Annotated in this window: 24 protein-coding genes and 1 tRNA gene; 10 read left to right on the plus strand and 15 right to left on the minus strand. The window is 62.1% G+C overall.

Going from position 1 to position 26370, the window contains the following annotated elements; all coding sequences use genetic code 11:
- Positions 1-183: 183 nt before the first annotated feature.
- Entirely contained in the window at positions 184-1158 is a 975-nt protein-coding gene (locus CR492_RS15960) for a transporter substrate-binding domain-containing protein (protein ID WP_348626728.1), read from the minus strand.
- 83 nt (positions 1159-1241) lie between these two features.
- On the opposite strand from CR492_RS15960, the gene apbC reads away from it, so the two are divergent.
- The 4 genes from apbC to CR492_RS15985 all read left to right on the plus strand — a co-directional run bounded on the left by apbC (position 1242) and on the right by CR492_RS15985 (position 4075).
- Positions 1242-2336, plus strand: coding sequence for an iron-sulfur cluster carrier protein ApbC (gene apbC / locus CR492_RS15970; protein WP_102844728.1), 1095 nt, complete (start codon positions 1242-1244; stop codon positions 2334-2336).
- Positions 2337-2365: 29 nt separating this feature from the next.
- Complete coding sequence (locus CR492_RS15975; protein WP_102844729.1) at positions 2366-2659, plus strand: GlsB/YeaQ/YmgE family stress response membrane protein; 294 nt, start codon at positions 2366-2368, stop codon at positions 2657-2659.
- Positions 2660-2688: 29 nt separating this feature from the next.
- Complete coding sequence (locus tag CR492_RS20855) at positions 2689-2835, plus strand: hypothetical protein (protein ID WP_180982579.1); 147 nt, start codon at positions 2689-2691, stop codon at positions 2833-2835.
- A gap of 163 nt (positions 2836-2998) precedes the next feature.
- Entirely contained in the window at positions 2999-4075 is a 1077-nt protein-coding gene (locus CR492_RS15985) for a sensor histidine kinase (protein ID WP_102844731.1), read from the plus strand.
- A 114-nt stretch (positions 4076-4189) separates the two neighbouring features.
- Here the strand turns inward: CR492_RS15985 and CR492_RS15990 are convergent, their stop codons facing one another.
- The 8 genes from CR492_RS15990 to moaA all read right to left on the minus strand — a co-directional run bounded on the left by CR492_RS15990 (position 4190) and on the right by moaA (position 11624).
- The gene (locus tag CR492_RS15990) at positions 4190-4354 is read right to left on the minus strand and encodes a DUF3309 family protein (protein WP_102844732.1); all 165 of its coding nucleotides are present in this window, start codon (positions 4352-4354) and stop codon (positions 4190-4192) included.
- 242 nt (positions 4355-4596) lie between these two features.
- Positions 4597-5898, minus strand: coding sequence for a glycoside hydrolase family 130 protein (locus CR492_RS15995; protein ID WP_102844733.1), 1302 nt, complete (start codon positions 5896-5898; stop codon positions 4597-4599).
- The gene (locus CR492_RS16000) at positions 5849-8215 is read right to left on the minus strand and encodes a glycosyltransferase family 4 protein (RefSeq protein ID WP_102844734.1); all 2367 of its coding nucleotides are present in this window, start codon (positions 8213-8215) and stop codon (positions 5849-5851) included. The genes CR492_RS15995 and CR492_RS16000 overlap by 50 nt, the downstream gene beginning before the upstream one ends.
- Positions 8212-9156, minus strand: a complete 945-nt coding sequence (locus CR492_RS16005) for a class I mannose-6-phosphate isomerase (RefSeq protein ID WP_102844735.1) — start codon at positions 9154-9156, stop codon at positions 8212-8214. Before CR492_RS16005 ends, CR492_RS16000 begins: the two co-directional genes overlap by 4 nt.
- A 52-nt stretch (positions 9157-9208) precedes the next feature.
- The gene (locus tag CR492_RS16010) at positions 9209-9514 is read right to left on the minus strand and encodes a hypothetical protein (RefSeq protein WP_102844736.1); all 306 of its coding nucleotides are present in this window, start codon (positions 9512-9514) and stop codon (positions 9209-9211) included.
- A 147-nt stretch (positions 9515-9661) separates the two neighbouring features.
- Positions 9662-9793, minus strand: a complete 132-nt coding sequence (locus CR492_RS21385) for a hypothetical protein (RefSeq protein WP_280951549.1) — start codon at positions 9791-9793, stop codon at positions 9662-9664.
- Between the two features lie 262 nt (positions 9794-10055).
- The gene (locus CR492_RS16015) at positions 10056-10268 is read right to left on the minus strand and encodes a cold-shock protein (protein WP_012590095.1); all 213 of its coding nucleotides are present in this window, start codon (positions 10266-10268) and stop codon (positions 10056-10058) included.
- Positions 10269-10580: 312 nt separating this feature from the next.
- Positions 10581-11624, minus strand: coding sequence for a GTP 3',8-cyclase MoaA (gene moaA / locus CR492_RS16020; protein WP_102844737.1), 1044 nt, complete (start codon positions 11622-11624; stop codon positions 10581-10583).
- A gap of 67 nt (positions 11625-11691) precedes the next feature.
- On the opposite strand from moaA, the gene CR492_RS16025 reads away from it, so the two are divergent.
- On the plus strand, positions 11692-12090 hold the full coding sequence (locus CR492_RS16025; protein ID WP_102844738.1) for a gamma-butyrobetaine hydroxylase-like domain-containing protein: 399 nt from the start codon (positions 11692-11694) through the stop codon (positions 12088-12090).
- A 23-nt stretch (positions 12091-12113) separates the two neighbouring features.
- On the opposite strand, the gene CR492_RS16030 is transcribed toward CR492_RS16025, so the two are convergent.
- Positions 12114-12701: a L,D-transpeptidase gene (locus CR492_RS16030; RefSeq protein ID WP_102844739.1), complete on the minus strand. Its 588-nt coding sequence runs from the start codon at positions 12699-12701 to the stop codon at positions 12114-12116.
- 302 nt (positions 12702-13003) lie between these two features.
- On the opposite strand from CR492_RS16030, the gene CR492_RS16035 reads away from it, so the two are divergent.
- Entirely contained in the window at positions 13004-13240 is a 237-nt protein-coding gene (locus CR492_RS16035; protein ID WP_102844757.1) for a DUF1467 family protein, read from the plus strand.
- An 81-nt stretch (positions 13241-13321) separates the two neighbouring features.
- A tRNA-Lys gene (locus CR492_RS16040) sits at positions 13322-13397 on the plus strand.
- An 883-nt stretch (positions 13398-14280) separates the two neighbouring features.
- Here the strand turns inward: CR492_RS16040 and gltS are convergent.
- On the minus strand, positions 14281-15477 hold the full coding sequence (gltS, locus tag CR492_RS16045; RefSeq protein WP_102844740.1) for a sodium/glutamate symporter: 1197 nt from the start codon (positions 15475-15477) through the stop codon (positions 14281-14283).
- Positions 15478-15893: 416 nt separating this feature from the next.
- On the opposite strand from gltS, the gene CR492_RS16050 reads away from it, so the two are divergent.
- Positions 15894-16988, plus strand: coding sequence for an efflux RND transporter periplasmic adaptor subunit (locus tag CR492_RS16050; RefSeq protein WP_102844741.1), 1095 nt, complete (start codon positions 15894-15896; stop codon positions 16986-16988).
- Entirely contained in the window at positions 16985-20050 is a 3066-nt protein-coding gene (locus tag CR492_RS16055; RefSeq protein WP_102844742.1) for an efflux RND transporter permease subunit, read from the plus strand. The genes CR492_RS16050 and CR492_RS16055 overlap by 4 nt, the downstream gene beginning before the upstream one ends.
- Positions 20051-20327: 277 nt before the next feature.
- Here CR492_RS16055 and CR492_RS16065 read toward each other — a convergent pair whose 3' ends face one another.
- From CR492_RS16065 to CR492_RS16075, 3 genes are all read right to left on the minus strand, one after another.
- Positions 20328-21677 carry a hypothetical protein gene (locus CR492_RS16065; RefSeq protein WP_102844744.1) on the minus strand — a complete coding sequence of 450 codons (1350 nt, stop codon included), beginning with the start codon at positions 21675-21677 and terminating at the stop codon, positions 20328-20330.
- A 244-nt stretch (positions 21678-21921) separates the two neighbouring features.
- A complete protein-coding gene (locus CR492_RS16070) occupies positions 21922-22962 on the minus strand; it encodes a patatin-like phospholipase family protein (RefSeq protein WP_102844745.1) in 1041 nt (346 codons plus the stop codon).
- Positions 22963-23108: 146 nt separating this feature from the next.
- Positions 23109-24146, minus strand: coding sequence for an AI-2E family transporter (locus CR492_RS16075; protein ID WP_102844746.1), 1038 nt, complete (start codon positions 24144-24146; stop codon positions 23109-23111).
- A gap of 109 nt (positions 24147-24255) precedes the next feature.
- On the opposite strand from CR492_RS16075, the gene CR492_RS16080 reads away from it, so the two are divergent.
- Positions 24256-24804, plus strand: coding sequence for a DUF1269 domain-containing protein (locus CR492_RS16080; protein ID WP_102844747.1), 549 nt, complete (start codon positions 24256-24258; stop codon positions 24802-24804).
- A gap of 102 nt (positions 24805-24906) precedes the next feature.
- Here the strand turns inward: CR492_RS16080 and CR492_RS16085 are convergent.
- On the minus strand, positions 24907-26370 hold a 1464-nt coding region (locus CR492_RS16085), incomplete at its 5' end, for an alpha/beta hydrolase (protein ID WP_102844748.1).

The following is a 26370-nucleotide window of genomic DNA, read 5'->3' on the forward strand; positions in this document are numbered from 1 at the left end:
GACTTTGCTGGGCCGGCGATCGCCGGCGGGTTATCGATATTGGCCGGGAAAGCGCCGCCGCGTCGTTCGGAACAGCGGCAGAATGAAGCGCGCGCCCGGCGCTCGAGGGAGCTTAGCGCTTTCGCCGCCGCCGGCTCAAGCGACGCATACGCCGCAGGCGCGCCGGGCTGCCGGCGCCGAGGATCAGTTGATCTTGTAGTCGAAATATTTCGACTGGAGCTTTGCGAAGGAGCCGTCGGCCATCGTTTCGTCAATCGCCTTGTCGAACATCATGGTCAGCGCGACATCTTCCTTGCGCAGACCAACGCCGACGCCGTTTCCGAAATAGGCCGCATCATGCGGCGCGTCCGCGACGATCTTGCAGCACTGCCCCTCCTTGCGCGTTTTCAGGAAATCGGAGAGAGCGTCCTTATCGCCGATGACGAGATCGAGCCGCCCTTCCGCGAGGTCGAGAATGGCTTCCTCGAGGGTGGCGTAGGGCCGGATCTCCGACTGCTTGTAGAGGTCGTCGAGATAATTCTGATGCGCCCCGCCGGATTCGACGCCGATGCTGCGGCCCTTGAGGCCGGCCGGCGTCGTATCCTTGATGTCGCTTTGCGCCGAGGCGACGAAAGCCGACGGCATGCGGATATAGGGTTTCGAGAAGGCGATCTTTTCTTTCGCCTCGTCGGTGATCTCCATCGCCGCCATGATCGCGTCATACTGACGATTGAGCAGCCCCGGCGTGAGGCCGTCCCAGTCCTGCGTCACGAAACGGCACTGCAGCTTCATCCGCGCGCAGAGAAGGCGGCCGAGGTCGATCTCGAAGCCGGCGAGTTCATTGTTGGAATCGAGATAATTATAGGGCGGCCGGGCGCCCTCGCTGGCGATGACGAGTTCCTTCGGCGGAACTTGTTGCGGCGCTTGCGCCCGCAGCGGCGGGGCCAGGAAGACGACGCACGCAATCGCCGCAAGACAGCGAACGAGGGCGGCGAGACCAGGCGCGGCCGGGCAGGGGCGGCGGTCGCTTGCAGACAGGGCGTCTCTCCGGACAAATCGATGGCCGCCCCATGCGGCGCATTGGTCAAGCAGCTTTGGAGCGCGGCGATATATGCGGCAGGAAGGCCGCAGCTGTCCAGCGCCAGTCTGGAATTCTTCTACTTCACTGAGGCGCCAGATTGAACGGACCCGTTCATTCGCCTATAGAAAAATGCTTCGGCGGCCCTTGGCGCCGCCGCCTAGCAACGGAGTCGATGCGGCATATGGCCAGTGAGCAAGACGTCCTCACCGCGCTTGAGGCGGTCCTTGGGCCGGACGGCAAGACCCCCCTGGCGCAATCGGGCGCGATCTCCGGCGTATCGATCCGCGACGGCAAGGTTTACGTCTCGATTTCGATTGACCCGCAGCGCTCCGCCGCGATGGAGCCGATGCGGGTCGCTGCGGAGACCGCGCTGCGCGGGCTACGCGGGGTATCGAGCGCGCTTGTCAGCCTCACCGCGGACCGAAAAGAGCAGCGGCCGCCGCCGCCCGCTGCCGCGAAACCGCAGGCCGGCCGCAATCTGGCGATTCCGGGCGTCGCCAATATCATCGCCGTCGCCTCCGGCAAGGGCGGGGTCGGAAAATCGACCACCGCCGTCAATCTGGCGCTGAGCCTCAAAGACCTCGGTTGGCGGATCGGCATTCTCGACGCCGACATCTATGGGCCGTCCTTGCCCCGGCTGCTTGGCCTCAAGGACAAGCCGCGCAGCGAGGGCCGCACGCTCATTCCGCTGGAAGCCTATGGCGTCAAGGCGATGTCGATCGGCTTTCTCGTCGGCGACGAGGAGGCGATGATCTGGCGCGGGCCGATGGTCATGGGCGCGCTGCAGCAAATGCTGCGCGACGTCGCCTGGGGCGAACTCGACTGTCTCGTTGTCGACATGCCGCCCGGCACGGGGGACGCGCAGCTGACCATGGCGCAATCGGTCGCGCTCGCCGGCGCGGTGATCGTTTCAACGCCGCAGGATCTCGCTTTGATCGACGCGCGGCGCGGCGTCGCCATGTTCAACAAGGTTGACGTCGCGATCCTCGGCATTGTCGAGAACATGAGCTATTTCGTCTGTCCGCACTGTGGCGGCCGGTCGGACATTTTCGGCCACGGCGGCGCGCGGCGCGAGGCCGAGCGCTATGGCGTGCCCTTTCTCGGCGAAGTGCCTCTGCACATGGACATTCGCGAACAATCGGACGCAGGGCGCCCGATCGTCGTCAGCGATCCGGCGGGCGCCCACGCCAAGGTCTACCGGGAGCTTGCAGCGCAAATCAAGGCCAAGCTGGAAAAAGGGGCGGCCCGGGTCGCGCCGAAAATCATCATCGAGTAACCCTTTAATCGGACCTGGAGAAAGCGAACATGCATATGTCGACTGAAAGTCTCCTGGTTATATTGGTGGTTGGCGTCGTCGCTGGCTGGCTGGCGGGTCAAATCGCCCGCGGCGCTGGATTCGGGGTCATCGGCGATCTCATCATAGGCATCGTCGGCGCCTTCATCGGCAGCTGGCTGCTGCCTCAGCTCAAGATCCATCTTGGCGCTGGCATTGTCGCCGCAATTGTTAACGCCACGATTGGCGCGTTGATATTGTTGCTCATTATCAGCCTCCTGCGCGGCGGAGGCGGCTGGCGGGGGCGGTGGGGCCGACGCTGGTAGCAAAAGGCGACGGGTTGAAGAGCCGGGCCGTGACGTTCTCGACGGCGGTCGATCTCATTTCGGGCGTCCTCGGGATCACAGGATCGGCAATGATCTTGAAAGGTCCCTTGCGCCTGGGGCTTGGCCTTGTCGCGCTCAGTCTCTTTTTGCAGGTCATGGCGCGCTCTTTTGATTGAAACAATTGCCCCGGGTTGCGATCGCCAGAAGAATGGGGCGGCGAAGGATGCGCGAGTATGGTAAAATCTCACGTGTCATCTAGTCGAAGGCTTGTTATGCGGCGTACGCACGCCCTCGCAAACCGTCCGCGGAAGGCCAAATAGGACGAGTGTTGCTCATACCATGGCCGACTCAATTCAAAATTCGGCAGGCGCGCCGACGCTTGCGCAAGCGATTATCGATACAATCCCCGAGCCGTTCGTCGTGCTCGACGATCACTTGTGCGTGGTGGGAGCGACCCGCGCTTTTTACCAGACTTTTCAAGTTGATCCCGAGGGGACCCTGGGCCGCCCGCTTTACGGGTTAGGCGAAGGCGAGTGGGGCTTTCCCGAGCTTCGGCTGCTTTTGGAAACAATTCTTCCCGAACGCGCCACAATGAACGACTTCGAGATCACGCACGACTTTGCCAACCTCGGCCGTAAAACCCTGGTGCTGAGCGCGCGAAGGGTGCTTTCCAGCGACAGCGCCAACGCGACGATCCTGCTGTCCTTCACAGATATAACGACCCGGCGCGCGCACGAACGCGAGAAGGAGGAGCTTCTCGAGCAGACCCAGGAGCTGTTGCAGCAGAAACAGGTTCTTCTCGAGGAAATGGAGCATCGCGTCGCCAACAGCCTGCAGATGATCGCGAGCATACTTCTTCTGAAGGCGCGCGCCGTGACGTCCGAGGAAACGCGGGTGCATCTTCAGGACGCGCATCAACGCGTCATGTCGATCGCGGCGGTGCAAAAACACCTCCATGCGTCGAGTGGCGTGCGCGAGATCGAGGTGAGTTCCTATCTGTCGACGCTGTGCGGCAGTCTGGCGGCTTCCATGGTCGGCGACGATCAGCCCATCGAGGTTAAGGTGGAGGCGGATGAGGGCACCATTGATTCGGCCAATGCGGTCAGTATCGGCCTGATCGTGACTGAACTTTTAATCAACGCGATTAAATACGCCTTCCCCGTTGATAAAGTCGATGCGCGGGTCCTTGTGACGTATGAAATCAAAGGCTCGGACTGGAAACTGACCGTCGCAGACAATGGGGTTGGCAAAGGCCTGAGCACGGCGCGCGGCGCCGATAGCGGGCTTGGAACCGCCATCGTCAGCGCTCTTACTCACCAACTCGACGCTAAATTTGCAGTGGTCAGTGACGCAACCGGCACGAGCGCATCAATCACGCGCGCAACTTTCACGTCGCGTCCGGCGCCGGCGCCGTGAAGGTAGGCGACTTTGCTAGGCCCTCCGCACGCCAATGTCCTGCCGGCGCTGCCGCGCCGGAGGAATGGCGTCTGGCCTAAACGGCGGAGGCGAAGCCACGCGGGCGGAGCGGGCTTAAAGCCGCCCCGTGAGAAGCAAAACGACGACGATAATCAGTATGATACCGATGACGCCAACGCCGCCGTTGCCGAAGCCGTATCCGTAGCCGCCGAAGCGGCCGCTGAACCCGCCGAGCAAAAAGATAATGAGAATGATAACGAGGATGAGTCCGAGCGACATGATGCTAGCCTTTCAAGCAAGGGCGTCGGTGCGCCCTACATTAGCATCTATCTCCTCGCTGACGCCATCTCCGATCCATCTTCAGCAGCGGTTTTTGCCTACAGGCCTCACGCCACTATCCGGATTTCCCGACACGACGGCGCCCTGGCCAGACTCGCCTGGACGCCGGCCGCGAGTTGATCCCACGCGCTGGGGCTCCGCGCCCCTCAGAATCTGCGAACGAACCGACAGCCGGCCGAAGATCACGATCCGTCCAGGGTCTTCAGCAAGGCGGCAATCTTGATCGTTGCGAAATTGGAGAACGTGTCGGAGATCGCGTAGGGCAGGATGATCTGATCGTGGTGACGTATTGCGCCGCATGTATAGACAACGTTGGGGACGTAGCCTTCACGCTCGGAGGGATCGGGCCTGACCAGCGGCTCGCGCGAACGCGCCAACACCTTGGAGGGATCGTTTCGATCAAGAAGGACTGCGCCGATCGAATATTTTCGGACCGGGCCAACGCCGTGGGTCAACAGCAGCCAGCCCTCGTCAAGCTCGATCGGAGATCCGCAATTGCCGATCTGCACAAATTCCCAGGGGAACCGGGGCTTCAGAAAGGGCTGGCCGCCGTCCCATGCGTATAGATCGTCCGAATAGATGAGGTAGAGATTCTCATTATCCTGCCGCCCGATCATGGCGTATTTGCCGTTGATCTTCCTCGGGAACAGGGCCATGCCCTTGTTGCGCGCGGCGGAGCCCTTAAGAGGTGACAGCCGGAACGATACGAAGTCCGAGGTCTCCAGTAATTCGGATCTTATCGCCGCGCCGCTATAGGCCGTATAGGTCGCGTAAAATGTCTTCTTTCCGTCATCGAAGAACTCAACGAAGCGCGCGTCTTCGATGCCGTTCGTCTGCGTTTCGGTAATCGGAAAGATAACCCGTTCGCTGATGTCTTCGTTCGGCTTGAAAATCACGTCAACGCGATCGCCATAGGGTCCCGGGATCCGCTTCGTCACTTTTGGAATTGATGCGAGCCGCGCTGGCGGATCGACGCTCACGGCGCCATCGGCCGCAATGGTTCCCGATCGAAACGTCAGCGACGAAATATGCCCTTCTCCTACCCCGCGGAGGCTGAGGATAAAGCGGCTGCCGCCCTCCGGCGCCCCGGACTGATCTGGATGCAACACGATGCTGGGGTTGAATAAGGCGGCCGCCTCGAAGGAATATTCGTGCAGAAAATAGGCTCCAACCAGTTGGCGCTGTATCTTGCTGAAAGTGGAATGCGCGCTGAATGCGTCTTCCATTTCGTCCGCTCGCGCTTCAAAAGTTTCCAATAGGTTGCGATGGCGGCCGTTGAAATTCTCGAGGACATCGTCGAGCTGGTGAGCGGCCGTGTCGAGATCGAGGGCCAGCACGCGTTCGACGATATGGTTGGCGCGCGTCTTGTCGGTGGGATTGAGATCGCGCGGCTCGGTCGCCGGCTTGAACGGCCGCACGACCACCCGCGCGGGGTCAGGGCGTAGATACAGCGCCTGCCGATTGAGGAATTTGGCTTGTGACAAAGCGCCCTCGGTTTGTTTGAGAGATTTCGGCGAGTTTCGACGAAGAGGGCAGAAGCGGCGCAGGCTTGACGCGATCCCCGTTAAGTCGGGCGAGCTGGCGGATTTCCGCGAGGCTGAGAAGGTAGGATACCACAGACTCGCCGCCCCTGTTCTCGTTCGGGCGGTCAGGGTGCAGGCCGTCGCGGCAACTCCCCGTGTCCACGTCGACCAAAGCGGCGGACAGATCATTGCGGCCAAGAAACCAGGCGAAGGCTCGCGCCGCGCCGGCCGTCCATTCGGGATCGCCATCCGCGCGCCACGCCGCAAGACAGGCCGAGATCGTCGCTGCGGCTTCGAGCGGCTGTTGATCGAACGCCTTCGGCGGCTTGCGCTTGTCGCCAAAACTGTTCGAACCGACCGGTCTGAACACGCCCGCGGGCGTCGTCTGGATTGTCATGAGCCAGCGCAAGGATCTGAGGCCAGCCTTGACATAGGAAGGCGCGCCCATCGAACGCCCGGTGACGATCAGCGCCTGCGACAAGCGTGCATTGTCGTAGGCAAGGCCATCTTCGAACCAGACCCAATCGTCCGTTTCCGTTAATGACATGATGGACATCAGCCTGTCAGCGAGGGCGCCCTGGATGCGTAGCGCGGTCGGATTCCGTGCGACGGCGCAATAGGCCTCGAGGCCGAGCAAGGCAAAGCCCCAGGCGCGGGGCGATCGGAAGCTGACGACGGTCGGCAGCGCCTCCATGAACAAGGCGGCAGCCCAACGCCGGCGCGACGGGCTGGCGTCGCTTCGCGCGCACTCCCCCAAAGACCAAAGCGTGCGGCCGTGGCTATCCTCTGAGCCGCGGTCTTCAAGCCAGCGCCGATCGAAGCTCATAAAATTGCGAAACATCTTCGTGTCGGGATTCCAGGCGTGTTGCACGAAAGCGGCGAAACGTGACGTCAATGCTTCCGGCAAACGCCGCTCGCCCGGCGCATTGAGCGCGCAGGCCACCAGCAGCGCGCGGGCATTGTCGTCGACGCAATAGCCGTGGAGGCGGTCCGGCACATCGAAGACCGCATGCTGGAACAGCCCGGTATCGTCGCACATCGAGAGAAAATGGCTAAGTTGCATCTCCGGGTGCGGCTGAGCTTCGCGCTCGATCGCGCTGCGTTCAGGCAGGAGGACGATTTTCGGACGATCCGCCTTGCGGGCGGAATTGAACACTTCGACGTAACGTTCCGCGGTTCGTTCCCATGTCATCGATCGGCTGCTTGAATAGGCTCGCTTGCGCATGGCCTGCCGGCGCGCATCGTCGGTTAGCAATCCCGCTACGGCGCTGCCAGTCGCGCCGGCGTCGCCGAATGGAACGAGAAGCCCGCGACCGTCGGCGAGCAGCTCGCGCGCATGCCAGTAGGGCGTCGAAACGACCGCCTTTCCGAGCCCGAAGCTGTTGGCCAATGTGCCAGACGTCATCTGCGCCTCGTTGAGATAGGGCGTGACATAGACGTCGCACATCGAGATGAATTCGAGCAGCGTCGATTGATCGACGAACTGGTCGAGAAATACGACATGGTCCTCGACGCCAAGCGCCAGGGCGCGTTCAATGAGGCTCTCGCGGTAGACTTCGCCGTGGTCGCGGACAAGATTTGGATGCGTCGCGCCAAGAACGACATAGACGGCGTCGGGGCAGCTTTTCAGGACGCAGGGCATGGCGTCGATCATCACCTCGACGCCCTTGTTGGGGGAAAGCAGACCAAACGTTAAAATGACGGCTTTGCCGCCGAAGCCAAATTTGATCTTCGCCTGATCCGGCTGGGCAAAGGCGACGTCGGGGATCCCGTGCGGTATCAGCTCGATCTTGTCCGCAGGCGCCTGGTAGACGTCGCGGAGCAACTCCCGGCCTTTCTCGGCCATGACGACGAGCTTTGCCGATGACGCGATGATCCGATCCATGACGCCGCGTTGCAGCGGCGTCGGCGCGGCCAGAATTGTATGAAGCGTTGTCACGACCGGCATGGTCAGAGGAGCCAGCAGCGTCATGACGCGCTTGCCCGCTTCGTCGCCGTAGATGCCGAATTCATGCTGGAGAGACGCCACATCGAACTGGCCGGCATTCAGGAAGACCGCGGCGCGGATGTAGTCGTCCGTCTTGTCGTCATTGACCTCAAAGCCGACGACAGGCGGATAGTCGTAGGAATGACCGCGATCGTTCATGGCGACGATCTGTGTCTTCAAATCCGGGAATGAGGACGCGATCGCGCGCTGCAAATCATTCGTGAAGGTGGCGATGCCGCAGCGGCGCGGAAGCGAATTGCCGATAAAGGCGACGCGACTGAGGCGGGTCATGGCCGCGCCCCCGTCCCGTTGGATGGACGCAAGGCTGGTTGGCGCGGCCGCGAAACGTCGCGAACCGCGGCAAGGGCGCTCTTGTCGGTCAGATTGTGCAGAATGTCGCCGATCGGCTTCGGGCCTGGATAGGCCAACAGGCCGGTAAAGCCGTTGGCGCCAACCCTTATCTCGGCATCGTCTTCCTCGATGAAAGCAGCTTCGCCGGCGATCGCCTTGACTGGCCCGATCTGCGCGTCGCCCTTGACGGCGAAGAGCCATGCCTCGCTCTCCGCATGCAGATCCCAACTCGATTTCGGCGCCAAAACGATTCGTTCGACGATGAAATGCGGGCTGGATATGAGCAGCGTGCGGGCGTCGGACAGGCGCTCTTGAGCGGGCTGAGGGTCTGCCGGGCCCGTATGTGCGGCGGCCACCGCATTGTTCAAATGAAGCTCCCGGCCCCGGCCGTAATCGAACAGGCGGAATGTGGCCTCGCTTCTTTGCTGAATTTCCGCAATCACCAGCCCCGCTCCGATGGCGTGAATGGCGCCGGCCGGAACGAAAACGATCTCGTCGGCCGCGACGCGGCGCCATTGAATGAGCCCCGCTATCGAGCCGTCCTCGATCGCGCTGCGCAATTGCGCGGGCTTGACCGGCCGCTTCAGCCCGATGGCGACTTTTGCTCCGGGGGCGGCCGAGAGAATATACCAGGCCTCGCTTTTGCCGTTGGCGAGGCCGATCGATTGCGCGAAGGCGTCATCCGGATGGACCTGGATCGACAGCGGCTCCTTGGTAAACAGGAGTTTGAGAAGCAGCGCCGGATCGGGCGCGTTCAGGTTGGCGCGCTGAAACCACAGTTCGCCGACCGCTTTATCGTCGTGAATTTTGCTCCACGGCCGCAGATCGGTGCTGCCCCAGGGCTTATGAACAATCCGAGCGGACGCATATTCGATCGTCATGATGTTCTCCTGATGCGTCGGCTCAGATCGGCGCCATGCAGCGTCCGAGACGTCAGCGCGGCCAATTGGAGGCGGGCGGCAATTCGCCAGCGACGTCTACGTGAGCGGCGTTGCCCTGCGAACGCAGCTGCTTGTCGGAAAACAGGAGGTTCAGAACACGGCCGTCCGCGGTGCGTAGCTGCAGGTCCTTGCGGCCGAATGCTCCGCGCAACGCTTCCGAAGACATGCGGATTTCACCCGAGCCGGCGACCTGGCCGTTCTTCGTCATAAATCCGTCAAAATCATATTCGGCGGGACCGGCTGTCGCGCCGCCATAGGTCAGAACGCCGGCGCCGCTTAGGCCGCCAAGATACAGCATGTTCGGGCGCCTTTCTCAGAACTGCGCACGACCAGTCGCGCGCCAGATATTCCGGTTTGGCGCGAGCACGGGGGAGGCGCGCTCCCGCCGGTTGCGGCCGGCCGGCGCCTGAGCAGGATCGCCGTTTCGACGGCGGGAATGCGCCCTTTACCCCTTTTTCTTGGGAAGTCCGATCGAAGCCGTCATGCCTTTGGCCAGCAGAGGCGAAACTGCGACGGCTTCCTTCGCCTTTTTCGGCTTTCGAATCTCGCGATTGCTGCGCTTTTGCTCTTTCGCCATGCGTCCCTCCCAAGAGAAATCCGCCCCGCTGTCCACGGGTCGGCAAACAAAAAGCCCCGCCGCCCTGGTGAGGCGCGGGGCCAGCAAAGCGGCCAGAGCCTATTTCGACCTGAATGGAATCATCCGGTCAAAAAACGCTCCGGCGCCTCATCGGGTGGGCATGCCGCCCCGATCACCCGCGCGCCGACCAGTGCATCCGTGGTCGCCATTGCGGGGTGATGCTTGTCCGGCGGACCTGGCGAACCAGGGCCGCGCGCCGCATTCAGCCCAGAAGCTTGAGATTGTCCGCGGACATTTTTCCGCTTTTGCGGTCGGCGACGAGCTCGAAGCCAACTTTCTGGCCTTCTTGCAGATCGCCAATGCCCGCGCGCTCGACGGCGCTGATGTGAACAAAGGCGTCATTGCCGCCATCGTCCGGCGCGATAAAGCCGAAGCCCTTCTGGGAGTTAAACCATTTAACGGTTCCCGTAGTCACAAGGAAACTCTTTCATAAACAGAGATAAAGTGTACCCGCTCGCGCGGGCAATCGAAAACTGAATGTTCGGTTGAGAATTATCAGCGAGGCTCCGATTTGACCCATTCAGGGCCAAGTATCAGGCCGTCGATCGATTTACCTAATATGATCCCGCAGCTATAAATTTACAAGCACGATGTCTTTTTTTATTTGAAAGAAGAGATATAGGTTCAGAAAGCGCGCTAATTTTTGGATTTAGCTGCCGAGAAAATATTTCCCGCCGAGATAATCGAGCACAGGAGGGCGGGCTGGCTGGGGAAATGGCGCAGCTTCCTACCCCCCGGTGACGCTCATATGCCGCGTCACGGCCGGTTTCGCGCTGCGACGGTTGATAATGAAATCATGCCCCTTGGGTTTGCGCGCAATCGCCGCCGCGATCGTCTCATTCAGCAATTCATCGGACGGCGAGGCGCGCAGCGGCGCGCGGAGATCGGCCGCGTCTTCCTGCCCGAGGCACATATACAGCGTTCCGGTGCAGGTAACGCGCACCCGGTTGCAGCTCTCGCAGAAATTATGAGTGTGCGGCGTGATGAAGCCAAGGCGCCCGCCGGTTTCTGCGACGCGAACATAACGGGCCGGGCCGCCGGTGCGATGGTCGGTCGGCAGCAGCGTGTAGAGCTCCGACAGCCGCCGCTCGACCGCACTCAGAGGCAGAAACTGATGCGTGCGCTCCGCTTCAATCTTGCCGAGAGGCATCACCTCGATCAGGGTGAGATCGGCGCCGCGCCGATGCGCCCATTCCAGCATGCGCGGGATCTCATCGTCATTGACGCCCGCCAGTGCGACCATATTGATCTTCAGGGCGATGCCGGCGTCCTGGGCGGCGTCGGCGCCGCGCAAAACCTGCGCGAAATCGCCCCACCGCGTAATGCTTTTGAACTTTGCCGGATCGAGCGTATCGAGCGACAGATTGAGGCGCCGCACGCCCGCGGCGGCGAGATCGGCGGCGTAGCCGGCGAGTTGCGAGCCGTTCGTGGTGAGCGTCAATTCTTCGAGAGCGCCGGACTCGAGATGGCGGGACAGGGAGCGGAAGAAACCCATCACGCCCCGCCGCACCAGCGGTTCGCCGCCCGTGATGCGCAGCCGGCGCACGCCGCGCGCGACGAATGCCGAGCACAGGCGGTCCAGCTCCTCGAAGGTGAGAACGTCGCGCTTCGGCAGAAAATTCATGTCTTCCGACATGCAATAGACGCAGCGCATGTCGCAGCGGTCGGTCACGGAAACGCGCACATAGGAAATCATGCGCCCGAACGGATCGACGAGCGGCGATCGAGAGGACGCTTCGGGGGCTTTGGCGATCGGTGTAAAAACGGACATCTAGACGCTTGCGCTGAAGAGAAATCGGACAGACTGGAACATATATAAAGCTCCGTCAGTCGGTTGCATGAAAAAACTTTCCAAAGGGGTCAAAGTGTCGGGTCATTGGCCAAGCGAATTGCGGCTCAGGGAGAAGGGCCGCATCCTTTACGTCCGTTTCGAGACCGGCGGCGAATATGCGCTCGGCGCCGAATATTTGCGCGTGATGAGCCCAAGCGCGGAGGTGCAGGGTCATAGCGCCAAGGATCGCGTCACGATTGGCGGCAAGCGCGATTGCGCCGTCATCGGCGTCGATCCGGTCGGATCCTATGGCGTGCGCCTCAGCTTCGACGACATGCACACGACCGGCATCTTCACCTGGGATTACCTCTTCGATCTCGGCGCTCATTTTTCGGAAAAATGGGCGCTTTACGAAGCCGAGCTCAAGGCCAAGGGCCTCGATCGCGATCGTCCCGGCCAGGCCTGAGGCCAAACGCCCCTTGCGCCGCCCTATCGAACGATGACCTTCGTTCCGACCCGGACGCGATCATAGAGATCGACGACGTCGTCATTGGTCATGCGGATGCAGCCGGACGACACCGCATGTCCAATCGTCTGCGGTTCGTTCGAGCCATGAATGCGATAGAGGCTGCCGCCGAGATACATGGCGCGGGCGCCGAGCGGATTGCTGGGGCCGCCTTCCATGAAACGCGGCAGGTCGGGACGCCGGCGCAGCATTTGCGCGGGCGGGCGCCACGACGGCCATTCCTTCTTCATGGCGATGGTCTTCGCTCCCGTCCAGGCGAAGCCCGGACGACCGACGCCAACCCCATATCGCATCGCCTGGTTGCCGGGAAGAATGTAATAAAGGCGCCGTTCCTGCGTCGAAACGACGACGGCGCCCGGCGTATCGCTTCCCTCATAGCGCACGAGCTCCCGCGCCGGGGCGGTCGGTCGGGGACGCGCCACGAGTTCGCCCGGGTCGTGGCCGTCAGTCGAGGCAGAGGGTTGAGATTCATTGGCGCGAAGCGTTGCGGGACAGCAGGGGAGGGCAATCACCAGCAATCCGCCGGCAATGGCTGCGAGGCGACCATGCATCGATCGGGAATCCTAAAAATCAGCGCGTGAAGCGAAACAAGCGGGACGGCCGCTGCATTCTCGCCATATTCCGGTCAATGCGGCGCGAGGCAATACGCCCGTCGCCGCCGCCAGCGGGGCCTGCCTCTTTTCCCGAGCGCCGTGACCGCGCGGCAACATCCATGCGGATTGCCCGACGCCGGCCGGCGGGCTATGATCGGCGCCGCGAAAGCTCCGTTTCGGCCGCAACGGCCAGGATGGGAAGCGCAAGGCCCGGCAGCCGAAGCCGCGGCCGTCTCAAATTCCCTTGCCGGGACCGGGCCATGCCTTTCTCCACGCCACTTTCGATCGCGATTTTTTTCGTGACCTGGTTTGTCGTTCTGTTCGCCGTGCTGCCCTTTGGCGTCACCTCGCAGAGCGAAGCCGGAGAAATTGTCGAGGGCACGGATCCCGGCGCTCCTGTCGCGCCGCGGCTGCTCGCCAAGGCGCTCTGGACGACGGTGATCGCCGCGGCCGCTTTCGCCGCGTTGGTGGTCTTCGCACATTTCGTCAACGCCTGAGACCGCGGTTTCGCCACGATTAACGCGCGTTCTATTGACGCTTGGGACCGATAAGGTTACTTGACGCGTGCTTCCTCAAGGGAGCGCGTAGCTCAGTTGGTAGAGCATCTGACTTTTAATCAGAGGGTCATGGGTTCGAGTCCCATCGCGCTCACCAGATAAATCAATGCATGAGCGTCAGCTGCGTGTTTGCCGCCGCGTATGGCGTCTCCGCCGACGTTTAACGCAACAAATCTTGCAGTCCGCCAGGTTCTGTTAGTCGGTATGGGCTATAGCTAGGGTGGGGGGTACCTGTCACCTTGGCTCAGCTGGCAGCGCTGCGACGTTCCTCCCATCGGTGCGCGGGCTGCGGCTAATTCCTACCCAAAGCGACTTGGAAAGCCGGACCATTTGTCCGGCTTCTTTTCGTTCCGCGCCCCGCGACGCCCCTACAACCTGTTGATGACGTCCGGGCCGATCGGCGTCGGTCCAGACCACGGGACGCAAGGTTGAGCGCTGTCTTGACGCGATATAGTGTAAAATACAACTTACGCGGGCGTAAATCTTCCTCTCAGCAAGTTTTAAATAAAAGTCAGCGTGGACGAAATAATAATGAACCAATTAGCTTAGATAAAGTTATGTAAATATTGGGATCATGACGCGTTGCCTTTGTAGTAAATTTGGAGTCGTAAGCAATATATTATATGATATTATTTGATGACGTTACTTATTATTATGCTAAATATTTCTATGAAATAATTTAGAATATTATATCTTGGTGCATTGCATGTCGTTCTTTTTCTGGCTCTATTTTGAGACGGGTATTGCGTTCGGCCTTTGGTCGACCGCGGCGAAGCCTCAAAAAGACCTGAACGCGCATTGTCCTCTGAAAAGCGCGCCCGCCGCTATGGCGCCTGTTACGAGGGCGCGGTGTTATTTCTTCGAATAGCACCGTCCCATTACCGAGCGGGAGTTGGGCGACCAACTCCCGACTCCCGTTCGGCTACAATTGGCGAACGCCCGCATCGAGCCGAAACGCCAGCCCGCCTGCGACTCCGCAGTTAACGCACCAGAAAGCCGATCGCGCCCGCATTGGCGATGTCGATGAAAAAGGCCGACACCAGCGGCAGGATGATAAAGGCGGTCGGCGCCGCGCCGTGAACTTTGGTGATCGCCGTCATATTGGCGATGGCGGTCGGCGTCGCGCCGAGGCTGATGCCGCCAAATCCCGCCGCGATGACCGCCGCCTCATAATTGCGCCCCATCGCCGGGAAGACGACGAACAACATATAGATCACCGCCACGATCGTCTGCGCGGCCAGCACGGCGACGAGCGCCGGGCCAAGGCCGCCGAGCGTCCAGAGCTGCATGCTCATCAGGGACATCACGAGGAAGACGTTCAGGGAAAGGTCGGAGATCAGCGCAAGCGAGCGGCCGCGCGAGGGCCAGTCGAGACGCGGCATGAGCCGCGGGATCGTGTTCGTGAACAAGATTGCAATCAGCAGGCAAACCACGAAGCGCGGCATGCGCACGCCCCATTCGACCAGCGCTTCATGCGCCAGGAAGCCGATCAATATCACGATGTTGAGAACGAGAATCGTCCGCAGCAGATTGACGTGGTTGAGGTCGTCAATTTTCGTATCGTCGGGCAGGCCGACGGAGGGCGCCTCGTTCATCGGGCCGACAAGCTTGTAGCGCGCGATCAGGAGGCCGGCGACCGGGCCGCCGATAAGGCTGGCGATGACAAGGCCGAGCGTCGCCGAGGCGACGCCGATCTCCATGGCGTTGGCGAGCCCGAAACGCTCGGAGATCAGGGGCGCCCAGGCGATGGTCGTGCCATGGCCGCCGATCAGCGAGGCCGAGCCGAGCAGCACCGTAATTCCCTCGGGGAGGCCGAGCGCACGGGCCGCGCCCGCCGCGATCAAATTCTGAATCACCAGATAGACGAGCGTCACCGCCAGCAGCACGAGAAGCGGGCGCCCGCCGGCGACAAGATCGCCAAGCTTGGCGTTGAGGCCGATGCCGGTGAAGAAATACAAGAGCAGCAGGTCGCGCGCGTCGAGACTGAAATGGATTTCGACGCCGAAAATCCGATAGGCGACGAGCGTCGCGAGCGCGGCCGTCAGTCCGCCCGTCACCGCTTCGGGGATGTTCCAGCGGCGCAGCGGCGCGATCAAATGATTGAGGCCGGCGCCGATAAAGAACACGACGATCGCGAGGGTGAAGGTGAGGAGCCCTGAGGCTTCAATAACTCTCATCGGACCTCAGTCGTCTTGCGGGAGGGGAGAAGGAGGGCGCCCGGCGCAGGTAGCTGGATCATCGCGCCAGCAGGAGAGCGTAGAAATGGGGCGTCCGGCATGTAAGGCAAAGCTTTTCGCGTGTATAGCGGCAAGCGGGCAGATTGAGAGAAATTGAACATGGATGACAGCTCTCGCGGAGCGATGGCGAAACGCTCGATTGAAGACTGCTTTTCCTGATTTTTCATTGTCTGTCAAAGATCTACGTCCATTGACCAATGTGGCTGCGCACGCGCGCTGGCGGCAGCTCGCGGATGTTCCGCACAGATTTAATATGAATTGCCGATGGCAGCTGCGGCGCGGGATTGTATAAGCGGGCGTTTCCGGCGACGACGCCGCCATCCGGCGAAGCTCCGTCAAGAATTCCAAGGTGACCCATGCGCGCGACCACCTCTTCAGCAAGGCCTCGCTTTGCTTTCCTGGCCGCGGCTGCCCTGCTGCTTGCGGGCTGCAAGGAACAGCAAGAGGCGCATGAGCCGCTGCCGCGCGCCGTCCGCACGGTGACCGCGGAAAGAAGCGAGGCCGGCGAAACGGCCAAGCTCACGGGCCAGATTCTCGCCGAAAACGAGGCCGCGCTGGCGTTTCGGACCGGCGGGCGCATGATCGAGCGTTCCGTTGGCGTCGGCGATGCGGTGACGCCAGACAAGGTGCTGGCCAAGCTCGACCCGGTGAATGAAGAAAATGCGCTGCGCTCGGCAAGGGCGGCCCTTTCGGCTGCCGAGGGACGGCTCGTTCAGGCGCGCAATAATTTTGACCGCCAGAATACGCTGCTGCAGCGCGGCTTCACGACGCGGGTTCTGTTCGATCAGGCCGAGCAGGAATTGCGCACGTCGCAATCGGCGGTGGATGACGCGCAGGCGCAGCTGCAAATGGCCGAAGACCGGCTAGGCTTTACGGAGCTTCGCGCCAATGTGACAGGATCGGTCACGGCGCGGCTCGCGGAGGCCGGCGAGGTCGTCCAACCGGGCCAAACCATCTTCCAGGTCGCCCGCGAGGACGGCCGCGATGCGGTGTTCGACGTTCCTGCCAATCTCCTGCGCTCCGTGCCGGCGAACGCCCAGATCGCGGTCAATCTGACGGATGATCCGTCGACGCAAGCGCAAGGGCGCGTGCGCACGGTTGATCCTCAGGCCGATCCGGTGACGCGCACCTTTCGCGTGCGGGTCGGACTGATTGATTCGCCGCCCGCGATGCGTCTTGGCGCGACCGTCACCGGCCGTGTGCAGCTCGAAGGGACCTCCGGCGTCAAGATCCCGGCGAGCGCTCTGACGAAAATCAACAATCAGCCGGCCGTGTGGATCGTCGATCCGAAAAGTTCCACGGTCGCCCTGCGCAATGTCGAGATCGCGCGCTTCGATCCGGGCTCCGTGCTGGTTTCCGAGGGGCTTGACGACGGCGACGTTGTCGTCACCGCCGGCGTGCAGGCGCTTCATCCCGGCCAGGTCGTGCGCATTCTCGGATCGCGCTCATGACCGGTCCCAATCTGTCCGAATGGGCGCTGAAAAGCCGCTCTTTCATCATCTTCCTGATGGTCGGCTTCACGGCGGCCGGGCTGCTCTCCTTTTACAGGCTGGGGCGCGGCGAGGATCCGCCCTTCACCTTCCGCACCATGATCGTGCAGGCCGCCTGGCCCGGCGCGACGCTTGACGACACGGTCAAGCAGGTCACCGAGCGGATCGAACGCAAGCTGCAGGAGACGCGCGGCCTCGACTTTCTGCGCAGCTATACGACGGCGGGCCTCACCACCATCTTCGTCACGCTGAAAGGCAGCACGACGGCGAAGGAGGTGCCGGACATCTGGTATCAGGTGCGCAAGAACGTCGGCGACATCCGCCCCACGCTGCCGCAGGGCGTGGTCGGACCCGGCTTCAACGATGATTTCGGCGACACATTCGGCATCATCTACGGCTTCACCGCCGACGGCTTCACCCATCGCGAATTGCGCGACTATGTCGAAGACGTCCGCTCGAAGCTGCTGCACGTCAAGGACGTCTCGAAGATCGAGATCATCGGCGCGCAGGACGAGCAGATCTTCGTTGAATTCTCGACCCAGCAACTCGCCGGGCTCGGCATCGACCGCGCGGCGCTGCTCGCCGCACTGCAGGCGCAAAATGCGGTGAGCCCGGCAGGATCGATCCAGACGGGCGACGAAAAACTGTCGCTGCGCGTCTCCGGCGCGTTCCGGTCCGAGGACGATATTCTCAACGTCAATTTCCTGTCGAACGGGCGGCTGATCCGGCTGCGCGACATCGCCGAAGTCCGGCGCGGCTATTCCGATCCGCCGCAGCCATTGTTCCGGGTCGACGGCAAGCCGGCGATCGGACTCGCTATCGCCATGCGCGATGGCGGCGACATCCTCGCGCTCGGCGCCAATGTCAGGAGCGAACTCAACAAAGCCGTGGCCGAACTGCCGATCGGCGTCGAGGCGGCGCTGGTGTCGGATCAGCCGCAGGTGGTGACGACGGCGATCGGCGAATTCATGGAATCGCTCTGGCAGGCCGTCGCCATCATCATGGCGATCAGCGTGCTCAGTCTTGGCCTGCGGCCCGGCGCGATCGTCGCCCTGACGATTCCGCTGACGATCGCGATCGTCTTTCCGATCATGGAGTTTCTGCACATCGATTTGCAACGCATCTCGCTTGGCGCGTTGATCATTTCGCTGAGCCTTCTCGTCGATGACGCGATGACGACGATCGACGCCATGACGACGCGGCTGGCGCTCGGCGACAGCAAGGAGAAGGCGGCGAGCTTCGCCTACAAGGCATTGGCTTTCCCGATGCTGACAGGCACCTTCGTCACGATCGCCGGCTTCGTGCCGATCGGCTTCGCCCGCAGCGCCGCCGGCGAATATACATTCTCGATCTTCGCCGTGGTGGCGATCGCCCTGATCGTCTCCTGGTTCGTCGCCGTGCTATTCGCGCCGCTGCTTGGCGTCTGGCTCTTGAAGGCGCCCGCCGCCGGAGCCGAGCCGGCAAAACCCAATATCGTGCTACGGCTGTTCCGCTCGGTCCTTGTCGGCATGATGCGGATGCGCTGGATCTCGATCGCCGCGGCGATCGGCTGCCTCATAGCGGCGTTGATCGTGCTGCCCTATGTGCCACGGCAGTTCTTTCCAGCGTCCGACCGGCCGGAGCTCGTCGTCGATCTGACCTTGCCGCAAAACGCCTCAATCTACGCCAGCGAGGCGGCCTCGGCGAAGCTCGACGCCATGCTGAATGAGGATCCGGACGTTGCGAGCTGGAGCACCTATGTCGGCCGTGGCGCGATCCGCTTCTATCTTCCGCTGAATGTGCAGCTGGCCAATGATTTCTTCTCGCAGGCGGTGGTCGTCGCCAAGGATGTCGCCGCGCGCGAACGCTTGCAGGCGAAGCTCGAAAAGGAGCTGGCCGAACAGCTGCCAAGCGTCGTCGCCCGCGTGTCGCCGCTCGAACTCGGACCGCCGGTCGGCTGGCCGGTGCAATATCGGGTCAGCGGGCCGGACACGGGCAAGGTGCGCGAGATCGCCCTCAAGCTTGCCGAGGTCATGGGCGGCAATGCGACGGTGCGCGACGTCAATTTCGACTGGATGGAGCCCGCGCGCAAGGTTCGCATCAAGATCGATCAGGATCAGGCGCGTCTTCTCGGCCTCAGTTCGCAGGCGTTGGCGAGTTCGCTCAACGCGGTGATGACGGGCCTGCCGATCACGCAGGTGCGCGACGACATTTATCTCGTCAATGTCGTTGCAAGAGCGACCGACGAACAGCGGATTTCGCTGTCCACGCTGCGCGCCATGCAGCTGCCGGTCGCGGGGGGACGCACCGTGCCGCTGAGCCAGGTCGCAAGCTTTGATTTCGAGCAGGAGCTGCCGCTTCTGTGGCGGCGCGACCGCATCCCGACCCTGACGGTGCAGGCGGAGACCGCCAAGGGCGCTTTGCCTGAGACGGCCGTTGCGGCGTTGGCGCCGGCGATCGACAAGCTGCGCGCAAGCCTGCCCGATCAATATCGAATCACGACCGGCGGCACGGTCGAGGAAAGCGCCGCCTCGCAGGCCTCGGTCTTCGCCATGCTGCCGCTCGCGGCGATCCTGATGCTGTTCTTCCTGATGGCGCAGCTGCAAAGTTTTGGGCGGATGTTCCTGGTGGTTGCGATCGTGCCATTTGGCCTGATCGGCATTGTCTTCGCCCTATTTGCGGCGAACCGGCCGCTGGGCTTCGTCGCAATTCTCGGCATTCTGGCGCTGGTTGGCATGATCGCCCGCAATGCGGTCATTCTGATCGACCAGATCGAGACGGAGCGGGCGCAGGGCCGCGACATCTGGAACGCCGTCATCGAGGCGGCGCTGTCGCGTTTCCGGCCGATCATGCTGACGGCGATCTCGACCGTTCTCGGCATGATACCGATTGCGCCGACGGTGTTTTGGGGGCCGATGGCCTTCGCCATCATGGGCGGGTTGTTTGTCGCGACGATGCTGACGCTGCTTGTGCTGCCGGTGTTCTACATCACGCTGTATGGCGCCAAGGAGACCGCCGAAGTGAAGGAGCCGATTCCGGCTTGATCCTCGTGTCCGGCGGTTGGATTGTCGCCGGTCCAAAATCACATGCGCGCCAACTCTGTTAGGCGACTGCATGTGTTCGCCCGAATCTGCCGACGCGATTGGATTTGTCGTCTCCGGGCCATGCGCCGCGCGGGCCGCGACGCATGAATGTGGCGCTGTTCTCTTGCGGAGAGGGGCATCGCCGCGCCGAGCGCTCAAAATGAGCCAGCCTCGGACGGATCTGTTCCGCTTTCGGCGTGGCGCGATCAGAATTGCCCAAGTCGCGAAGTCAACGCGCCTACCGCTTCTGCGCGCCGCACAAAGTGTCGTTGATCTCACACTGCGGCGTGATCGACAGCTGCTCCTGTTCGGCGTTCAGCCGCGCGATTTCGGCCTGCGTGCGGGCGTTGATATCCGTGCCCGGATTGGCGCAGCCGCAGACCTGGCTGGCGCAGCAGCTGCATTTGTTGATTTGCTCAAGGGCCATTATTGCCTCAAGGCCGCTCTGTTGCGCGAGGCCGCCGCACGCCTTCTTCAGAAGCGCCGCTTTCTGCGCCGGCTTGGCGGTGGAGGCTCCGGTTTGTCCAATTCCCAGCGTCGTGCAAATCGTGGAGTCGCAGCTATAGGCGACCTGAAGACCCTTTGACCACAAGGTCTTGGTGTTCTCGCGGACGCCTGTCTTGTAGCTTTCACAGACGGTCTTGCATAACGCGCTTCCCTTGCCGACCGGATATTCGGTGCTTGCCGAATAGAGCGGACAGCCCTTGTCGCCCGGCGCGTCGGCGAGACAACCGTCGACCGGGGGATCGGGGTTGAGGGCCGGGTTATGCGAGGCCGACCATATATAAGGTCCCTTGTCCTTTGCGCTCCATGGCGTCAGGACGTTGGCGTCGCAGGGCCTGTTGGCCTGGCCGATCTCGAACGGGCCGTCGTAGACGGGGCATTTGCAACTGACGAGCTTGTTGCCCGCGCTATCAACTTTCCCGGTCTCGTAACATGGCGCCGTCATGCATCCGGCATATTTGCCCGCGCTGCAGGTTGTCGTCCCGCCGCCATAGTCGGCGTTCTTGACGGGCGTATACACGGAGATCAGCTGCGCGGTGGGGATCACCACATTATTGTTGGCCGCCGTACAGGCGGGGGCGCTGTTCCATAGCGTCTGATTTTGAATGAATTCGCGCGGGTTGCAAGCCTCACCGTCATGGCCGCAGACCGCGACGGTCGATAAATAGAGATCGAGGTTAAGGATCGCGTTGATATCGATGAAATAGGGCACCATCGGCGGATATTGCTCGGTGGTGAGGCCATAGCATGTGCAGTCGGCCGTCTTGCCGTCCTTCGCCAGTTTGCACGGGAGCGGCGGATTACCGGCCGAGCCGATCATGGGGCCTGAGAAATAACACAAGGCATAGGAGAAGGCGCGGCCGACGGGCGGCTTGCAGGTCAGGAAATTCTCGCCCTTGACCAGAATATCGGCGTAAGCGGGGCCGAAAATTGTTGTGTTGAGATCATTGAAACGGAACTTCGTCGATTCTGCTTTTGCGGCGCCGATAAAAATCGTGACGATGGCGGCGACGGCAAAGAGCAACAGCATGGTGGGGCGAATCCATCGCGCGGACGCTTCGCCATTCTGGTGATGAGCGTCCATTGTTTTCCCCTGGCCCGGCGCGCTTGCCTTGGATGGCGGCGCTGCGCCGTCAAGCTTACGCCTCGAGCCAGCTTTTGCAATAATTATTATCTGATGACTGGTTACATTTAATAGTAATTATTCGCGCCGGAGAAGACGGCGAGGGTCGTCGATAATTGCGGCGATCGAACGAATGATTCATTTGCCGGGAGCCGACGAAAAATCGGGAGTTCGCGGAGCTGCCGCAAGGTTCGACAACGCCCGTTCACACGCCTTCCAGCAGCGCGTCGAGATCCATGCTCGAGCGGGCCCCGAGATCCATTGCGTGCTCGTCGAGAAAATTCTGCGCCGCCTTGCGTCCCTCGTCGCGCAGAAGCGAGAGGAACGCCCATTCCGCATTGAGTTTCGAGGATGCGCCGAGCTTGGTCATGATCTCGTTCTTGATCATATGGACGCGCATATTGGCCCATAGCGCGCCCTCACTGTTTCCGGGATCGGCGACGCGCCGCAAGAGGGCCATCATGCGCAGTTCCTTCAAGGTGACGGCGTTGAAGGACACCTCGTTCAGACGGTTCATGATCTCGGTCGTCGTGCGCGGCACGCCTTCGCGCTCGACCGGATTGATCGGCACGAGGATGGTATCCTGCGATTTACATTCGCGGATCAGCGGCGTGATGGTCGGATTGCCGGAATAGCCGCCGTCCCAATAGTATTCGCCGTCGATCTCGATTGCCTGAAACATCGTCGGCAGACAGGCCGAGGCGAGCAGGACGTCCGGCGTGACGGCGGTGTTCTTGAAGACCTTGCCTCGCCCGGTCCGCACATTGGTGGCGGTGACGAAGAGATTGATTGGCGAATGCGCGAGCCGCTCGAAATCGATCACTTTGGCGAGAATGTCGCGCAGCGGATTGGCCCCTTGGGGATTCAAGGTGTAGGGCGAAAACATGCGCGACATCAGTTCGGCGCCCGCATAAAAGGGCGAAAACTCCATCGTCCAGCGGCCAAGCAACACGTCGATCGGGCCACGGCGCAGCGGGCTGAAGCGCGCGGCTTCGGCGACCGCGCGCCAGAACGCGTCAAGCGCCTCGCGCGCGGCCGGCGCGCCGCCCTTGGCGTGTCCGTCGACCAGGACGGCGGCGTTCATCGCGCCGGCCGAGGTGCCGGAGATGCCGTCAATTTCAAGCCAGGGCTCTTCGAGCAGGCGATCGAGCACCCCCCAGGTAAAGGCGCCGTGCGAGCCGCCGCCCTGCAGGGCCAGATCGACAAGGATCGGCTCGCGCTCGATTGTGGTGGGTGCTTGTTCCATCGACAGGGCCTTTGGGGTTGGCGGAGACGGGCCGCTGGCTGATCGTTTCGGCTGGGGCGGCTAGGGCCGTGGTCGCTTTGGCTCTCTTGCCCGAAATGTCTACACAGTGTCGCGCGCCTGCGCCTTGCGTTCCACGGGGCGGAAACTCAGCCGGCCGCCGGCGCGTCATCCTTAACTTTACCGGACAAAAGAACGGCGAGCCAGCGGCTCGAAGCAAACTGTTCGCAGACCGTAAGGCAGGCGATCAGAATGGGAACTCCGATGAAGGTTCCGGGCAGGCCCCAGATGAAGCCCCACAAGAAGACCGCGAAGATCACGACGAAGGGCGAGATCGACAATGTCTTGGCCGTGAACAGGGGTTCGAAATAGCTGCCGATCAGGAATTGCACGACGGTCAGCGCGACGAGGATGAAAACCGCCGTCTCCCACGACCCCGTCTGCGCAAAACCAAACAGTGTCGGCAGCACGGTCGCAATCAGCGGCCCGATGAAGGGAATATAGTTCAGCGCAAAGGAGATGACGCCCCAGGCGGCGGCAAGCTCGAGGCCGACCAGCGTCGCAAAGCCCCACACGATCAGGCCGGTGAGAATGCTCGCCGCCGTGCGCACGAGCATGTAGCGGCGGAATTTTCGCGCTGTCGCCTTGCCGGCGGCGATTAGCCTTTCGCCCGTCTCGCCGCCCACGGCGCGCAGATTCTTGGAAAAGGCCTCCGCCTCCAGCAATCCCATCGCGAGAAAAATAAAGATCAGCAGCGAGAAACCAATGAGGCTGTTGAGGCGCAAGGCGACGGTCTGAAACAGGCGCAGCAGCCAGAGAACGTTGAACCGGTCGGCGATCACTGTCGCGATGTAAATGTCATGCTCTTCGAGCCATTTCGCATAGGCGAAATACAGCGCCTGGAGCCGATCGAAATTGACGCTCAGCCAATGACCGATCTGGCTGCCGCTCCAGGCGATCATGGAGGTCAGCTTGATGACGACGACAAGGGTTACGAGAACCGTGACAATCAGCGCCAGCCCGCTGGGGATCTTCGTTTCGAGGGTCTTCTGCAGCGGCCAGACGATGGCTATGAAAAACAGCGCGAAAGCGACGGGTTCAAACACTGCATCGGCAAAATATAACGCGCCGATGACAAGAAAAGCGATGATCATCGCCGAGGCGACGCGGGTTACGCTGCTGTCCATGCCGTCAACAGGCTCCTTCGGTTGTTTGACGCCCCCGTCTTGAAAATCGGGGCATCGCGGCGCATGGTGCCGCTCCGCGCCGGTAAGGGCGTCCAAGGGAAGAAACTCAATGTCCGATCTCGTCGTCATTGTCTATCCGACAGAAGAAAAGGCCGAACAGGTGCGCAAGGAGCTCTTCGAGCTTCAAAAAGAGTATCTGATCAAGCTTGGGGACGCTGTGATCGCCACCAAATCCGAGGATGGCCAGATCAAGCTGCATCAGGTGATCAACACGACCGCCGCCGGCGCCGTATCCGGCAGTTTCTGGGGACTTCTCGTCGGCGTGCTCTTCCTTAATCCGCTGCTCGGCGCGGCGATTGGCGCGGCGAGCGGCGCGCTCGGCGGCGCGCTGACCGACGTCGGCATCAATGATAAATTCATGAAGGAGCTGGCCGAGAGCATCCAGCCCGGCAACGCCGCGCTGTTCGTCCTGATCGAGAGCATGACCGCCGACAAGGTGGTCGCCGCGATCCAGGGTTACGGCGGCGTGGTTCTGAAAACCTCGCTCGACGAGAGCAAGGAACAGAGCCTGCGCAATGCGCTCGCCGGCCATATCGCCAGCGGCGGCGCCTCCGCGCCGAGCGAGGCCGCCCCGGCCCCGAGCGGCGCTGCGTCTTAAAGCTGTAGCAGCGTCGGGCGCGCATCCGCCAGGATTGATGCGTAAAAGAGCAGAGGCGTTCGTCCCGCTCGTGCGGGCCGCGCGCTTCTCATGGCAGCAGCCCTATCGGGCGCGTCGCGGTCCAAATCCTTCCTCGATTCGCGCCAGCATATAAGGGAAGAACGGGTTCGACGACATGCGCAGCAGCGAGTCGAGGCTGACGATCAGCGCGCCCCGCTCCCCGCGCGGCGCGATCGCGCCGAGGTTGACGCCAAAATCCTCGCTGAGATCCGGCTGCAATCCATAGAGCGAATCCGTCAGCGGAAACGGCAGCGCGACATGCGAGAGTGAGAACACGCCCGGCGGGAAGGAAAGGCCCAGCGCACGGGTTTGTCCATTCGTCGCCCCCGCCTCGGTCGCCTGCTCGACGACTTCGCTGGTATTGGGATTGGCGTTTGTTATGACAGCCGTCCTGAAACGGCGCGGCGCCGGCGGCATCACGCGCTGCAGCGCATTATCGGAGGCGAGCCGAAGCAATTGCCCGAATTTGGCGCTGCGGTTCAGATCGAACAGCACGAGTTCGTGACCGCCCTGCGGCAGCTGCGCGTAAAGGGATGTGATGATCGCGCGCGTCGAAACGGTAAAGTCGATCACGGATTGAAAGGTCAGGATCGGCGCCAGCGCGTCGAGGCGGTCCCTGCCGGCGAGGCGCGCGATCTCCTGCTGCAGCGCCTGCGTCAGCAAATAGGATTGGCGCGCGCCGTTCACCGGGAATGAGTTGTATTTGAACGGATTGAATTCGGGCACGATGCCGAGCCACGCCGCCTTCGCGAAGGCCGGGAGAATGGCCGGAAGTCCCGCCAGTCCGGCAAAGCGGGCAAAGCGGGTGATGCCGACCATCGGCGAGATCAGCACCAGCCGATCGGGCCGCGTCAGCTTGGGATCCTCGATGGCGTCAAGGGCGTATTTCAGCGCGAGCGCGCCGCCGTTGGAAAATCCCACAATATGAAGCGGAAGCGAGGGGCCGATTCGCGAGCGCGCCTCCCGGACGGCGAGGCGCGTCGCCGCCAGCCAGTCCGGCCAGTCGACATCCGCAAGGGCGGCTGGCGTCGTGCCATGCGCGGGTAGGCGGATCGCCACCGCCACATAGCCATGATCGCGATAGGCCCGCGCGATGTGGCGCAGGCTGTAGGGCGAGTCGGTCAGCCCGTGCAGCAGCACGACGGCGCCGGCCGCGGCGCCGTCAGGCTCCAGCTCATAGGATCTGTTCCAATCCTGCGCAAAGCGCCCCGGATAGACCGGGCTGGCGTCGAAATAGCGGTTGACCGGAACATCGTCCTGCGGATCGAGCTTGTCGGTCACCTCCCGGCGCACGTCGGCGAAGATTTTTTCTTCCGCCTTCAGATATTGCGCCCAATCGGCATGATCGAGCGCCGTGGCGTCCATCTCATGTGGCGCGTGGGTGTGCCAGAGTTTGAGCGCCGGCCCGCGTTCGACCTGATAGATCCGCACGCCGAGCAGCGTCGCCACAATGATGGTCAGGACGAGCGCGGCGCGTTTTGCAAATTTAAGGAAGCGGGCGGGCAT

The organism is Methylocella silvestris (assembly GCF_002891535.1).
GTDB classification, from domain to species: Bacteria; Pseudomonadota; Alphaproteobacteria; order Rhizobiales; family Beijerinckiaceae; genus Methylocapsa; species Methylocapsa silvestris_A.